General features: G+C 63.2%; 16 protein-coding genes. 8 read left to right on the plus strand and 8 right to left on the minus strand.

Annotation, left to right across the window (positions count from 1 at the left end; translation table 11 throughout):
* Window positions 1-386 (plus strand): hypothetical protein (locus Q0L57_RS27060; protein WP_296746149.1); only part of this gene is annotated, 386 nt, incomplete at its 5' end.
* Window positions 387-464: 78 nt separating this feature from the next.
* Window positions 465-902 carry a recombinase gene (locus Q0L57_RS27065; protein WP_082052597.1) on the plus strand — a complete coding sequence of 146 codons (438 nt, stop codon included), beginning with the start codon at window positions 465-467 and terminating at the stop codon, window positions 900-902.
* An 8-nt stretch (window positions 903-910) separates the two neighbouring features.
* On the opposite strand, the gene Q0L57_RS27070 is transcribed toward Q0L57_RS27065, so the two are convergent.
* On the minus strand, window positions 911-1,465 hold the full coding sequence (locus Q0L57_RS27070; RefSeq protein ID WP_042469537.1) for a recombinase family protein: 555 nt from the start codon (window positions 1,463-1,465) through the stop codon (window positions 911-913).
* A gap of 602 nt (window positions 1,466-2,067) precedes the next feature.
* Between Q0L57_RS27070 and Q0L57_RS27075 the strand changes: the two genes are divergently transcribed.
* The gene (locus Q0L57_RS27075; RefSeq protein WP_042469530.1) at window positions 2,068-2,280 is read left to right on the plus strand and encodes a T-complex 10 C-terminal domain-containing protein; all 213 of its coding nucleotides are present in this window, start codon (window positions 2,068-2,070) and stop codon (window positions 2,278-2,280) included.
* Window positions 2,281-2,418: 138 nt separating this feature from the next.
* On the opposite strand, the gene Q0L57_RS27080 is transcribed toward Q0L57_RS27075, so the two are convergent.
* The 7 genes from Q0L57_RS27080 to mobQ form a co-directional block, all read right to left on the minus strand.
* The gene (locus Q0L57_RS27080; RefSeq protein ID WP_042469529.1) at window positions 2,419-3,975 is read right to left on the minus strand and encodes a metallophosphoesterase family protein; all 1,557 of its coding nucleotides are present in this window, start codon (window positions 3,973-3,975) and stop codon (window positions 2,419-2,421) included.
* A gap of 29 nt (window positions 3,976-4,004) precedes the next feature.
* The gene (locus Q0L57_RS27085; RefSeq protein WP_082052596.1) at window positions 4,005-6,524 is read right to left on the minus strand and encodes a TonB-dependent receptor; all 2,520 of its coding nucleotides are present in this window, start codon (window positions 6,522-6,524) and stop codon (window positions 4,005-4,007) included.
* 82 nt (window positions 6,525-6,606) lie between these two features.
* Window positions 6,607-7,596, minus strand: coding sequence for a FecR family protein (locus tag Q0L57_RS27090; protein ID WP_164521909.1), 990 nt, complete (start codon window positions 7,594-7,596; stop codon window positions 6,607-6,609).
* Window positions 7,562-8,230 carry an RNA polymerase sigma factor gene (locus Q0L57_RS27095; RefSeq protein ID WP_126002748.1) on the minus strand — a complete coding sequence of 223 codons (669 nt, stop codon included), beginning with the start codon at window positions 8,228-8,230 and terminating at the stop codon, window positions 7,562-7,564. Before Q0L57_RS27095 ends, Q0L57_RS27090 begins: the two co-directional genes overlap by 35 nt.
* A gap of 146 nt (window positions 8,231-8,376) precedes the next feature.
* On the minus strand, window positions 8,377-8,682 hold the full coding sequence (locus Q0L57_RS27100; protein WP_233419836.1) for a HigA family addiction module antitoxin: 306 nt from the start codon (window positions 8,680-8,682) through the stop codon (window positions 8,377-8,379).
* Between the two features lie 122 nt (window positions 8,683-8,804).
* Window positions 8,805-9,080, minus strand: a complete 276-nt coding sequence (locus Q0L57_RS27105; RefSeq protein WP_042469525.1) for a type II toxin-antitoxin system RelE/ParE family toxin — start codon at window positions 9,078-9,080, stop codon at window positions 8,805-8,807.
* Between the two features lie 78 nt (window positions 9,081-9,158).
* The gene (mobQ, locus tag Q0L57_RS27110) at window positions 9,159-10,196 is read right to left on the minus strand and encodes a MobQ family relaxase (RefSeq protein WP_042469524.1); all 1,038 of its coding nucleotides are present in this window, start codon (window positions 10,194-10,196) and stop codon (window positions 9,159-9,161) included.
* A gap of 224 nt (window positions 10,197-10,420) precedes the next feature.
* Here mobQ and Q0L57_RS27115 point away from each other — a divergent pair, with 224 nt between their 5' ends.
* The 5 genes from Q0L57_RS27115 to Q0L57_RS27135 all read left to right on the plus strand — a co-directional run.
* Window positions 10,421-10,690: a hypothetical protein gene (locus Q0L57_RS27115; protein ID WP_042469523.1), complete on the plus strand. Its 270-nt coding sequence runs from the start codon at window positions 10,421-10,423 to the stop codon at window positions 10,688-10,690.
* Window positions 10,690-11,571, plus strand: coding sequence for a hypothetical protein (locus Q0L57_RS27120; protein WP_197913088.1), 882 nt, complete (start codon window positions 10,690-10,692; stop codon window positions 11,569-11,571). Before Q0L57_RS27115 ends, Q0L57_RS27120 begins: the two co-directional genes overlap by 1 nt.
* On the plus strand, window positions 11,568-11,768 hold the full coding sequence (locus Q0L57_RS27125; RefSeq protein WP_042469534.1) for an antitoxin VbhA family protein: 201 nt from the start codon (window positions 11,568-11,570) through the stop codon (window positions 11,766-11,768). The genes Q0L57_RS27120 and Q0L57_RS27125 overlap by 4 nt, the downstream gene beginning before the upstream one ends.
* Window positions 11,761-12,048, plus strand: a complete 288-nt coding sequence (locus Q0L57_RS27130) for a hypothetical protein (RefSeq protein ID WP_042469533.1) — start codon at window positions 11,761-11,763, stop codon at window positions 12,046-12,048. Before Q0L57_RS27125 ends, Q0L57_RS27130 begins: the two co-directional genes overlap by 8 nt.
* Before the next feature lie 418 nt (window positions 12,049-12,466).
* On the plus strand, window positions 12,467-13,203 hold a 737-nt coding region (locus tag Q0L57_RS27135; protein ID WP_296746150.1), incomplete at its 3' end, for a replication initiation protein.

Consider the following 13,203-nt stretch of genomic DNA (forward strand, 5'->3'; position numbering starts at 1 on the left):
TAGCGATCACCTTTCGCCGCAAAGCCCCGATCGCCGCGGTAGCAGCGGAAGAGGAGAACGAACGTCATAGGGCTGGCCGGCGCGCACGCCGCGACGGTACGGTGGAAACCCTCGTTGACCCTGCGGCTATCATCGCCGCCACGGTCGCGAACCTGTCGATCTCGGACGAACTCCGGTGGCCCGCCGACGACCAGGTGTCGGAATATCGCACGCCGGATCTCTATGCGATCGGCCTAGCCCACGGTGGTGGTCACGCGATCCAGCGGTTGGCGGACCAATACGCTCGCGTCCGGTCTGACAGGCGGCGAAACTTGCGGGGGGATGCTCTGCGCGCTGATTGGACGACATGGGTAAGGGGTTGCGCGGAGAAGTGGGCGAAACCCTGATCCTTGTTCCTAGTAGGGTTGCGGGATACCGTAGGAAAACCGGTCATGGCTCCCGGTTGGAAACACGGGGTGTGAACTATGGCTACCGTATCGATGACCAAAGGGGCAGAGCTGGCAGGTGTCAGCAAGGGGACCGTCTCAAAAGCCCTAAAATCTGGCCGTCTTAGCTATGCTGAGAAAACCGAAAACGGCTACCTTATCGACACCTCCGAGCTATTTAGGGTGTTTCCACCAAAGCAGCCGGAAACGGTTGAACCAACACGGCCGGAAACGGGTAAAGGAAACGTGGAAACCCTAATCGAAACAGGGGGGTTGCGCCGGGAAATTGAGCTGTTGCGTGAACAGCTTCGTGACCGTGACGGAGTGGTGGACGACCTTCGCCGTCGCCTCGATCAATCGGATGAGGAAAGGCGTGAGGCTCAAGCCCGAGTGATTGGACTGCTGGCCGGACCCGGCCCTACAGAATCCAAGCGAGGGTTCTTCGGTCGCCTGTTCGGCCGCACTGACGAAGGGTAGCGCGATCGTCACCCCTGCCGTCGCGAGAGCCGGGATATCGTGGCCTGATCCACCCCGAGCAGGGCCGCGACGGTGCGTTGCGTGTCACCCCTGGCGAGCCGCTGTAGCGCCTCAGCCTGCTGATGGGGGGTGAGGGCGGTTCGCCGGCCGAACTTCACCCCACGGGCCTTGGCCTGGTCTCGGCCGACTGCGGTGCGCTCCACGATCCGCTGGCGCTCCCAGCTCGCCGCGATCCCCAGCACGGCGATGACGACCTCGGCGAACTGCGAAGTGGTGTCCACCATCGGCTCCGCGATCGAGCGGAAGCCGGCCCCTGCCTCCTTCACCGCATGGAGGATGTTCAACAAGTCACGGGTGTTGCGCGCCAGGCGATCCGTGGCCGTCACCATCAGCACGTCGCCAGCATCGAGCGCGCCGATCGCGCGCTTGAGCTTCGGCCGCTCGGCCGACGCGGCGCTGGCCTTCTCCTGGTAGACCTTCACGCAGCCGGCAGCGAGGAGCTGGGCGACCTGCTGGGTGAGGTTCTGCCCATTGGAGGAGACGCGCGCATAGCCGTAGATCATGCAATCATTGTGCATCGGATATATGCATCACGAAAGTGCCCGGATTTCTGCCATTCCCGAGGCGATGCAGAACCTGTGAGTTTTGCATCAAGATCGAGAGAACCGATGGCAAGCCAATGCCCCTCTAGCTAGCCTTGGATCAAGGTTATCGGGGGAACGGCAAATGCAGCAGTCATCGATCGGTAGAGGGCTTGGATGCCTTGCTATCCTACCAGCAGCTTTCATCGGATTAGCAGGCCTGGCGGATGGTATCGGCCCAACCGGGTGGCGAGGTTTCGCCGAACTATTCGGCTGGGTCGCCGTCTGTGCGACTGCATGCTACTTCATCGGCGTGCTACTCACGCCTCGGGGATGGGCTGGAGCATGGCGCTACCTCGCTGGCGGCGCCATCGCAGGCGCACTAGCGGTAGCAGTCAATTGGCTTGGCCTGGGCGCGCCGATGGCCGCCAAGATCGCGTACACCTCGGCCCTCCAAATAGTCGGTGTTATTGCAGTGGCCGGTTGCCTGATCCTGCTCGCGCGCTTTGCTAGACACACTCGTTAGTGATGCAAAACCTATGATTTTTGCATCATACCCAAATGGTTTGTATGACTCTCAACCTATGAGCGGCAACGGACCTGTCGATATTTGGACGATGATCGCGAGCGGGATCGAACGCGACGGCGATCGTGCCGCCCGATCGCACCTTGATGCCGGTTTCCCGATCTATGTGGCGAACGCGGACACTCCGGACGGCACCGTCGTTCGCATCGATCCGGACGGCAGCCGCCGCCTGGTGCGGTTCGATGGCGCGGGCGAACACCGGCTCCGGTGACCCCCTGGCCACCACCGCTGTCTGGCTATCCCTGCCGCTGGTAGAACCTGATCCGATTCCCACAAGGATGGTATTTCGAGAAGCAAATCAGCTTCTCAAAAAACACTGAATCACGGTTTTGAGAACAGAGATCGTGCGTCAGCGGCGTGGACGACGAAGAAAGAAGCTTTCAAACGCCTGCAAAGCTCCGTTAGGCTGAAGAACGTCATAATAGGTGACCTTGATCTCGGTCATGCCATCGGCTGCATCAGGTCGCACCTCGAACGCCGCGAAGCCGTAAGCGTGCGCCGCATTACGGGACGCGGACCATGGTGCCGGCTCGACGACGTAGACCGGACGTCGTTTGCCGGTCGTCGGATCAGGAGCCTGGACGGCAGTAATGACGCGGCATCGTGGTGGTTCAAACAAGAGCTCATTCGATGGTATCGACGTGCCGCCGCCGCCGATCACCATGTGGACGGTGCCCTGCGTGGTGTCGATGACGTCGAGTGCGGTTCCGCGAGGAACGGGCGTGCGTGTCGGGTTGGCTTCCGCGCCGCGGATGGGGTGCGAGCGCTCGTAATGATGCTCGTGCCCGCATACGACCAGATCCACGCCGAAGCGATCGAACAGCGGCAGCCATTCCTCGCGCACGCCGAGGTCCGCCCCATTAAACTTGTCGGCAGTGGAGATCGCGACCTGATGCATGCAGATTACGATCCAGTCGATCGCACGATCCGCCCGCGCAGCGCGTAGCGTGCTTTCCAGCCACGCCTTCTGCCGACCTGCCGAGTAGCCGCGCACATAGCTGTCGCCGCCGTCCTGGTAGCAGACATCGTCGTTGGCGATGCTGACGACCCGAACCGACCCAACGGTGAATGCATACCATAACCCCCGCGTCGTCTCGTCCTGACCGGGAGCCGAGGGCAGCTCGAAATAGGTCTGGTAGGCGCGGTAGCCGATCGGGCCGTTGCCCAGCTCGTTCTCGTGATTGCCGGCAGACGGCATCCACGGGCGATTGCGGGCACTGCGACTGTTGTTGGTCCAGAAGTCGCTCCACGCCCTTACCCGGTCTTGCGCAAGGTTGGCGTAGCACAGATCACCGTTGAACAGGTGGAACAGCGGACGGATGCGCTCGATGCCGGTGGTGGTGTCGGCACCCGCCGGGCCGCCGAGATTGTCGTTCACGAATGGGGCGTTAGGCAGCACGACGCCGGCAGGGGGCACGAAGCGACGACCCAGCGTCGGCGTGCCCTGATCGCCGAAGCTGGTGAAGGTGAACGTCGCGCGCCCACGCGGTGCCGTCCGGAAGTTGCCGAACTCGGGGCCTGCGCCGTCATGAACTGCGGCATACATATACTCGGTATCGGGGGTCAGGGTGTCCAACCGGGCATGGAAGGCATGGACCCGCTGCCCGGACTTGGCGTCCACATAGCTTCGCTCCACCGCGTCAACCGTTCGGAGCAGGGTGCCGTCAGGGTGTCCCAGAACCACCTGCGGACGCTGCACGCTCTCCAGTGCGTGCCAGGAGACGACAATTTGTGATGTAGCGTCCTCGCCGAATTGGAGATGAAGGCCGGCAACGGCAGGCGCGCCTGATACCGATGGCTCGGAGGTCCAACGACGTGCGGGCACTGTCGCCGCCGCAGGCAGCGCTGCGGCTATGCCCGCAGCGGCGAGCAGCCGCCGCCTGTTGATGTCGAAGCTGCCGTCCATTCGCCCATCCCCGTCCACCTAAATCCCGATCAGTAGCGGATGCCGGCCCTGATCCCATAGGTTATCACCTCGTGCGGCGTGAAGGTGGCGGCCGTGACGAAGGCGTTGGCGGTCTCGTAGAAACGCGCGTTGGTCAGGTTGTTGACGTAGCCGCCGAACCACAGCCGTCCATCAGGCGCGGTGAGGGTCAGGTTGGCGTTGACCAGCCAATAGCCGGGCAGCCGGGTGTTCGAGGTGGTAAGAAACGTGCTGGAGCGGTGATTGTAGTTGATCTCGGGTCTCGCCTTCCAGCCGCCCAAGTCGAACGAAACGGACGCCGCGCCCTTGTAGTCGAAGCGAGGAAAGTTAGGCAGCGGCTCGCCCGACTGATCGCTGGTGACGATGGTGTTGTAGAAACCTGTGACGGGATCGCGCAACGCGATCGTCGCTGGTGAATTGACGAAGATAAATTCGTCGTACTGACCGGTTTTGTAACCGATTGATTGGCTGATCTCGACAGCATCGACAGGTCGAGCAATGATCTCGACCTCTCCGCCATAAATGTGGGATCGTGGCACGTTGATAATGCGGCCGATGCGCTGGGTCTGACTGAAAATAACGCCTTGCAACTGCTGATCGCGGTAGTCGTAGTAGAAGCCAGTCGCGTTGACCTGAAGGCGCCGATTGAGCACCGTGGACTTAAAGCCGGCTTCATAGGACAGCAGCTTTTCCGGATTGAACGGTGATATCTGGCCCGGCAGCCCGCTGTTGTAGGTCGTAAATCCCCCGGATTTCACCCCGCGTGCGATGTCGGCGAACAGCATAACGTTCGGATCGATCCGATAGGTCAGCGCCGCCTTGCCTGACCATTCGCCGCGCGCCAGACGCTGACGAGTCCTCACGTTCACCAGCGGTACGGGAAAGACGATTTCGCTGATGAAGTCGTCCAGCTTACGCACCTCATGTTCGTAGCGCCCCCCAAGCGAGAAGGTCAGCCGGTCGGAAAGGGCCAGATCGCCGTTGGCGAATACGCCCGTCGATCGCACGGGTTGACGATAACGAGTGGAGAAGATGTTGCGCAGCGACGCGACATCAGTGAAATCCGACATGAAGCCGCCATTGTTGTGCTCGTCCGAGCGATAGACGCCGACAAGATAGCGGAAAGTCCGATCGGTGGGCGACGCCAGCCGAACCTCTTCGGACTGGGTGTCTATCTTGTTGAAAAAATACTCGCCGCCTTCGTTGGAGTTGGTTGCATCGAAATCCTGAAACTCCTTGCGATCGAAATGCTCGTGCGCGATGATCGCGGTCAGTTCGGCCCAGCCGAAATCATGGCGCAGCCGCACGGATGCGCCATAGCCCTCGTTGTTCAGGTTTGGCTTGGCGTCGAACCGCTGTCCGGTGAGTTGCGCAAAGATCGGCGAGATTCCGAAGCCGGTTGCGCGCTGGCTGGTGTCGGCGGGGTAGCGAATGCCAAGTGGGGGAAAATTATGTGATTGGAAGGGCAGCCGGAGCTGCAGCCCGCGCCCGTCCGAGCGGTCGCGATCGTAATGCGCCGACAGATCGACCTGCGTGGCTCCTCCCGGTCGCCAGGCGAGCTTGACGCGCCCGTTGAAACGATCCCTGTCACCCAGGCGGCGGCCTGTCGTCCGGTCGATCTGCCATGCGCCGCCTTGGTCGATGTTGAAGGCAAGCCGGCCGGCAAGGCTGTCGCTCAGCGGTCCGGTTACGTAGCCCTCCACTTGCGCCGCGTCGAAGCGGCCATACTCGCCCATGAGGGCAGCGCCGAACGTTGATTGCGGCGCGGCCGTCGTGATGCTGACGACGCCGGCGGTGGTGTTGCGGCCGAACAACGTGCCTTGCGGGCCGCGCAGCACCTCAACCCGGTCGATATCGAAGAGCGAACCCTGGAAGGTCACGGCATAAGGGTGGTTTACCTCGTCGATGTAGACGCCGACAGTGCCCGTGTTGTTGGCGGCATAATCGGTCAGCCCGACGCCGCGCACCGCGAATTGCGTCTGACTCGTGCCAAGCTGGGCAGTCGCCTCAAGGCTGGGCGCGCTGTTCTCGATATCATTGACGGTGCGGATGTTGCGCTCGGCGAGTTGCGATCCGCGGATCACGGTCAACGCGGCCGGCACGTTCTGTGACGACTCCGACCGGCGGGTCGCCGTCACCACGATATCGCCGATCCCTGTGTCACTTGACTGATCGGTCCTTGCAGCAGGCGGGGCGGCGGCAGGCGAGACACCCGCGGGCAGGTCGGACTGGTCGGGAACGAGGCTGATGTTCGTGCCAGACCTCAACCCAATCCTGAGACCAGTTCCAGCAAGCAGTTTGGCAAGCGCTACCTCAACGGAATAGGTACCATTAACGGCATTGGTCCGCTTGCCGGCGAGCTTCCGGGCTGGCGCGACGATCTGCACGCCTGCCTGCCGTGAGAAGGCTGGAATGCCGTTGACCGCTGGTTGAGCCGGAACATCGAAGCGCAGTGTCTGTGCCGCCGCGGGCTGGGCGACGCACGCCAGGGTAACGGCAGCCCAGCAGGCGCGATGATTCAGTTCCGGCATTGAAAGCTTCCCCCTTCGTGTGGCTTCTGAGGCACCACATCAGGGGAGATGTCGGCGGTGACCGTTTCCGCCACTCGTCATGTCAGGTTGTCCCGCGGGCCACTCGCGCGATGACGATATCATCCCCGCGCATCGTCACGCGGGCACCGAGGCTTACCGCAATTGCGCGCGCAAAACCGAGCGGGTCGTTGGAGGCAAACAGACCGGTGATCGGTTCCGCCGCCAGCGAGGCGTCAGGTACGACAATCTTTGCCGAATTATATCGTTCGAACTCGGCAGCAGCCTCGGCCAACGTGTCGCCCGCGAAGGAAAGCTGCCCCTCCCGCCACGCCAGCAGCCGGTCGAAGCTTTGCGGAGCAAGCCGCGTCACCTGCGGTACGGTCTGGTCCCCTTTGGTCGCCACCGTCGCTTCCCACCCGGCTCCCAGCAGGCGTCCGGCCGCTAGCGGAGCCAAGCCATCGGTCAGTGCAACTACCCCGGCACGCACCAGAACCGCACAGGTAGCGTCCGGCCGCAACTTCACGACAAAGTCGCTGTCGATCGCGCGGATTACGGCAGCGCCCGCCCGCACGAAAAAGGGGCGCACCGGATCATGCGCCACCTCGAAAAAGGCTTGGCCCGTCAGAAGACTGACAACCCGCTGCACATGATCGATTGCAGTAGTGAGGTGGGAGGCCGCATCAAGCGTCACGACGGTACCGTCGGCAAGGGTAACACGGCGAACCTCGCCGATGCCGCTTGCCTCACTGCCCGACGAAGGCCGCCGCCATGATAGTCCCATTACCCCCGCGACGACGGTGGCAGCCAAAGCCCCGCCGCCCAGAAGCGCCATTCTGCGGTTCGGCGCGATTATGGCGGTCTGAGATGTCGGCATACCGCCAATGGCACTGGCGCGTTCGGCATGGAACCATGCGGCGCGCGCGCGGGCGAGGGCGCCCAGCCGCCGTGTGTCTCCCTCCAGCCAGCGATCAAGAGCCGCCTGCTCGACCTTCGTCAGGCCGCGATCCATCCTTGCCGCCCAGCGTGCGCCTTCCTCGTCAAGTTGATCCGCGGACTCGCGACGGTCGCTCAAGGGGCCGGCTCTCCTGCGGTTCCACATCGGTCGCACTGGTAGATGCCGCTCGCTTCCGGTTTCCGCCACGCCCGAACTGTTCGAGGAGACGCTTTATGCCACGGCCTATATGCTTCTCGACCGTGCTTTCGGAAAGCCCTAGCTCAGTCGCGATCTCGCGCTGCGACCAGCCCTCCACACGTCGGAGCCAGAAGGCGCGGCGCATCTGTGGTGGCAACGCCTCGATCGCGTCGATCACCTTTTGCAGTTCGTCCTTGGCGGCGGTCCGGTCATCAAGCGGGGACGCAGGGTCTGGTGCATCGAACTCGAACAGATCGGCTACATAGTCGAGCGGTACGATCTTAGCCTTACGGAGTCGCAACAGGAACTGGGATCGAGCGGTCTGAAGGGCATAGGCACGGGCATCGGCGATATCCGCTACCGTCTTCTTCGCCGCCAGCACGGCGTAGGTTTCCTGAACAAGGTCGTCGATGTCGGCCTGCGTCAAGCCGCTGATCCGACGAAGCCTTGAACGAATGACGGTCTCATGCGGCAGGACATGCGCCGCGAGCCACTGCGCTCGGATGTCGAACGTATCTGCCACGAGAGGCACATGCCCCCTTTTTGTGACAAGCTGATGCATCGGTGTCCGCATCTTGGCCTCCCGATTGGGAAGGTCGCATGAGAAAGCCCGCCTCGCTGCCGGCTTAAATGGGACAGCGAGGCGGGCTTTTTCCCGGAATCTGTTCCCAATTCACTTTTCCCGAAATGCCCCAACCTCGACGGGAAAACGGGAAAGGATCAGGCGGCTTCCAAGGTCGGAATCCGCGCGATGATATCGGCATCCTTCACGGCCTGCACGGACAGGTCGTAATTGCGCTGCATGTTGCTCCACATCTCGGGCGAGGTGCCGGTGAGCTTGCCGATCCGAAGCGCCATCGTCGGGGTGACATCCTGCTTCTCGGCGAGAATATCGTAGAGGGTCTGCCGCGACACCTCGAGCAGCCTGGCGATCTCCGCCTTAGGCTTGTTGAGCGCGGGCAGAATATCCTCCCGCAGCAGCTCACCGGGGTGCATCGGGGCAAGGCCGGATACGAGCTGGTTCATCATCTGTCTCCTGTCCGGGCCGATCCCGGATCATCATGCGTCTCTGTAATAAACCCTATGTGTAAACTAAAGCCTTACATGTCAAGCGTTGACTGACAGATTTTGAGGGGGCATGCCCCTCCTCAGTGATAGTCCTCGATGTTCACGTCGATCGCATCGCCGTCATCCCAAGCCCATGTGACCCGGTAGTTGCCACTGGCATCGACCGCGTAGCGTTTGGGTTTGGTGTTCAATCCGTGGAACCGGAAGCCCGGAAGATGCATGTCCTCGGGCTTCGTAGCGGCATCCAGCGTGCGCAGGATGCGACGGACGCGATTGTGGTTCTGGACGGGAAGTTTTGAGCCATCTCCCTCGGTGGCGAAGGCTTCGAGCGCCTTGCTGGTGTATGTCTTTATCATAGACACATTGTAAGGCATTTCCTGACAGTTGTCAAGCATTACCTTACACTCTGCCGAAAACGATTCCTTGCCGGCGACCTACCGCCCGAACCCGATATCGTGGTCGTGTTGCCGGTCCCGCTGTCGATCGCGCTCGATCTGCGGTTGATCCAGCTCGGGACCGGTCTGCTCGCGGCGGGGTGACTGGTCGATCGCCGGCAGGCCGTCGAACCCGTCGCCGGCGCTGGTCTGCAACCCCGATCGCATCGCCCGCGCCGCGCCCTGGACCAGGCTCGACATGCCCTGCATCGCCAGCTCGGCCCGCTCGCGAAGCTGGTGGGACCACTCCCGTATCCGCTCCTGACCGCGCTCGATGTAGAAGCCCAATCCCCGCTTCTCCATGATCGCCTCGTTCATCTGCCCGCGCGGGGTGACGGCATGCGGTTCCTCGCCGGCCGCGATCTGCTCGCGCTCGGCGCGCCGCTCGATCGCGGCCGACGCATGGCCCATCTTCACGGTCGGCTCGATATCCAGCCCCTGACGCTCATAGCTGCGATGATCGACCCGCTCCGGCACCTGAGCGTGTTCCAGCGCGTCGTTGACCATGCCGGCCCACCGCTCGCGGATCGCCTCCACCTCGACCGAGGCCGTTGTGCGCACGTCGAGCTGGCGCGTCTTCGCCCCCAGTCCGCCCGGCCCGACCTCCCGCGTCGTCGTCATGACATGCGCGTGGTGGTTGCGATCGTCGCCGTAATCATGCGGGGCATGGATCGCCGCATCGACCGCCACCCCGTAGCGGTCGCGGATATCCTCCGCGAAAGCACGAACCAGGTCGCGGCGCTGGCCGGCGTCCAGCTCGGCCGGCAACCCCAGCTCGTACTCTCGCGCCACCTTCGCGTCCTTACGCTTCTCCGCCGCCTCGGCCGCGTTCCACAACGCCGATCGATCCTGAGCCCACTCCGCGCCTTCCGGCGCGACGATGAACGCATCCTCGACGCCGCTCCGCCGCGTGTAGTCGTGGACCAGGCCGTCGCGCTCGTTTTCGAGACAGACGCCGGCACGATACGCGACCGCCGCGACCGCGCTGCGCCCGGTCGAGCGCGACACCGATTTCACCGCCAGATGGTAGATCGCCATCGCCGCGCCTGCCTTCTCCAACGTGGTCCAGCGGCGTTGCGCTGGTCGGGGTGTGGGGCGGAGGCCCCGCTGTCGCACAAGCGACATGGGTGCAGGTGCCCCTGCCGCACGCATTACGCAGTAATGCTAAAGTGCGCCCTTGTCTCCTACCGTCGTCTCGGGTGGCTTCGTTCGTTGGGTTGCGCTATAGTCACTTCGTTATCGTGCTTTCACGCGGAGAAGGTATGGCGGCACCGACACGCGAATCTATCGACTTGGCGCAAAAGCGGGTGGACCAAGCCAAGGCCCGTCTCGCCGCGCTCAACGCCCGTGTCGCGGCCGAAGGTCGCCGTCTCGATACCCGCCGCAAGATCATCCTGGGCGGGCTGCTCATCGACGCCGCCAGCAAGGACAAGCGGTTCGCCGGCATCGTCTCCGAGCTGACCCACCGCATCAGCCGCGACCAGGACAAGAAACCGTTCGAGGGGTGGACGCTGCCCGGGGAGGATCGCTGATGGACCGCGACCGTGACGATGATCGCTACGACGATCCCCGCCGCCCGGTAGAACGCGGAAGGGGGCGTGATCTGCTCGGCTCCGATCGTCACGATCCCCCGGCCGGCAAGTTTGATCCTGCCGAGTTCGACATGCCCCCCGATCCACCGCCCTCTGCTGCTGGTCGTGCGCGGGGTGCTGCCGATGCCGCCCAGGCGCACAGCTTCTTTTCCCACCTCGATACCAACATTCATCGCATCCTCGCCGTCCTGGGTTCCTTCCGCGATCTGGTGACCGACGTGCGCGCCAGCCTTGCAGATGCCGCCGCCAGGGACGCCCAGCGCGCGGAGGACGAGGAAGCCCGCGACAAGGCCATAGCGGCCCGCCTGGTCGATCCTGCGGTTCTGGCAGCCCGTGCGGAGGCCGGAGCGCGTCATGGGGCCGCAGATGGCCTTGCCGGGGCGGGAGAGGCCCTGCGGCGTCGGATCGACGCTGACACGGCCGCGCACGCCGCCCTGGCCGATCGTTTTGCCGCCGATGCCGCCGATCGTCGCGCCCATGAACAGCGCCGGCGCCGGTGGGACAGGTGGTGGAACGGCGCGCTCGCCGGCTTCGCCCTGCTGGTGCCGCTCTCGCTGGGTTATGGCTATCACCTCGGAAACGGGGCCGGTGAAACGTCGGGCTATGCCCGCGCCCGTGATGAGGTGGCCGCCGCGAACTGGGCCAACACCGTCAACGGCAAGCTCGCCCGCCGCATCGATCAGGCCAGCGAACAGACCATCCCCGCCATCGCCGCCTGCCCCAAGGATCATGGCTGGAAGCGGGAAAAGCGGGACGGATCGTATTGGTGCTTCGGGGCGAACCCCGATGCCAAGACTTACAGCGGGTGGTTGCTGCCATGACCCGCGCGCCCATCAGCGATGCGGAGCGCGGCCGGCGTAAACGCGAAATCGACTTCGCGCGGGGCAGTGTCCGCTACGAGGGGGGCATACTGTCAGGCGAGGTCGAGGAGCTTAACACCCGCTACATCGACGGTGAAATTGACGGCGACGAGCTGACCGCCGCCATCCTCGCGTCCGTGACCGTGCAGCATGGCTGACACCCGCACCTGGCAGCTCGTCATGGTCGGGGACGATCTGCACCGCATCACCGCTGAAGCGCAGGCCGACATGGCGCGGCTGCTCGACCTCGATCCCGCCATCTCCCACCTGACCGTCGAGGTCGGTGACGTGTCTGTCCACGTCGCCCGCGATTGGCCCAGCGACCGGATGGAGGAAGCCGACCGTCTGATCGATCGCATCGCTGCCTCGGGCGTGTCTGCGATCGTCGTCTACGATCGTAACGGCAAATCCCCTCGCCGTGTGACGACCGGCGAATGATGGCACGATGTCCCCGGCCCCACCCCCTCCTTCGCCAAGCCTGCGGCCGGTAGGCCGCTCTTGTGACGGCGTAGCCGGCACGCATCATCGGCGCATCGGGCGAAGGCCGATTCCGCTTATCATCATGCGACGCTAGCCTCGCGCGCCCGCGATGATTCTAGATTCTACTGATTCTATGATTCAGGGGGGTCGTATCCCGCTGAATTACAACGTTGATTCCGGCCTATCATGAGAAATGGGGTGGGGTATCATGAGAAATGGGGTGGGGCATCATGAGTTTTGGGGTGGGGTATTGTGAGGAACGGGGTGCGTGAAATGAGAAGCTAGTCGCTCTCATCTCATGATAGTTGACCATCCCGTTATACCGGGTGATGGTGCCGCTATGAGTGGTGGAGCAGACGACAAGCCTGGGCGGACGATGGAGGTTGCACGGATCGAGAAGGAGCGAGGCTCTGACACGATCGTACAGCCGCGTGAGCTGGTCGAAGTACGCTATGCACGCGGGGTTTCCCTTAGCCTGTCGGCTCGCAAGGTTCTCGCTCTGATGATGCACCAAGCTGCCGGCGATGCCTGGCGCGATCAGGAGCATCGTATCGCCAAACGGATGCTGCGCGGCTCCCACAATTCCAATGACCGCCTAACCGACACGATCGACGAACTGATGGGTATCTTCTTTGCCATGCCCGATCAGGTCGAGGGCGACCGGGGCCGGCGCACGTTTCAGATGGTCGAGGAAACGTTCGAGGGGGGTGAGCAGGGGTGGTTGATCTACCGGTTTACCCGACGCGCTCGCGACCTGCTGAAAGACAGCGCGACCTACGCCCTACTACACCGGGAAACAGTGCTGGCGTTCGACAGCAAATACGCGCTCGAACTCTACCAGCTCGGGGCGCTGCTCTACCGTCGCGATGTTCCGATCTGGCGGGGTGACGTTGCCACGTTGCGCGCCAAGCTCGGCGTACCGGAAGGAAGCTATGGGTCGTTCGCCGATCTGCGCCGCTTCGTCCTCGATGCGGCAACGGCCGAGATAAATCAGCTCGTCCCTCAATTCTCTGTCGCGTGGGACGTGGCAAAGCGCAGCGGTCGCAAGGTCACGGAAATAGCGATCACCTTTCGCCGCAAAGCCCCGATCGCCGCGGTAGCAGCGGAAGAGGA

Origin of the sequence: Mesorhizobium sp., from assembly GCF_024509055.1 — a bacterium.
GTDB lineage: Bacteria > Pseudomonadota > Alphaproteobacteria > Rhizobiales > Rhizobiaceae > Mesorhizobium.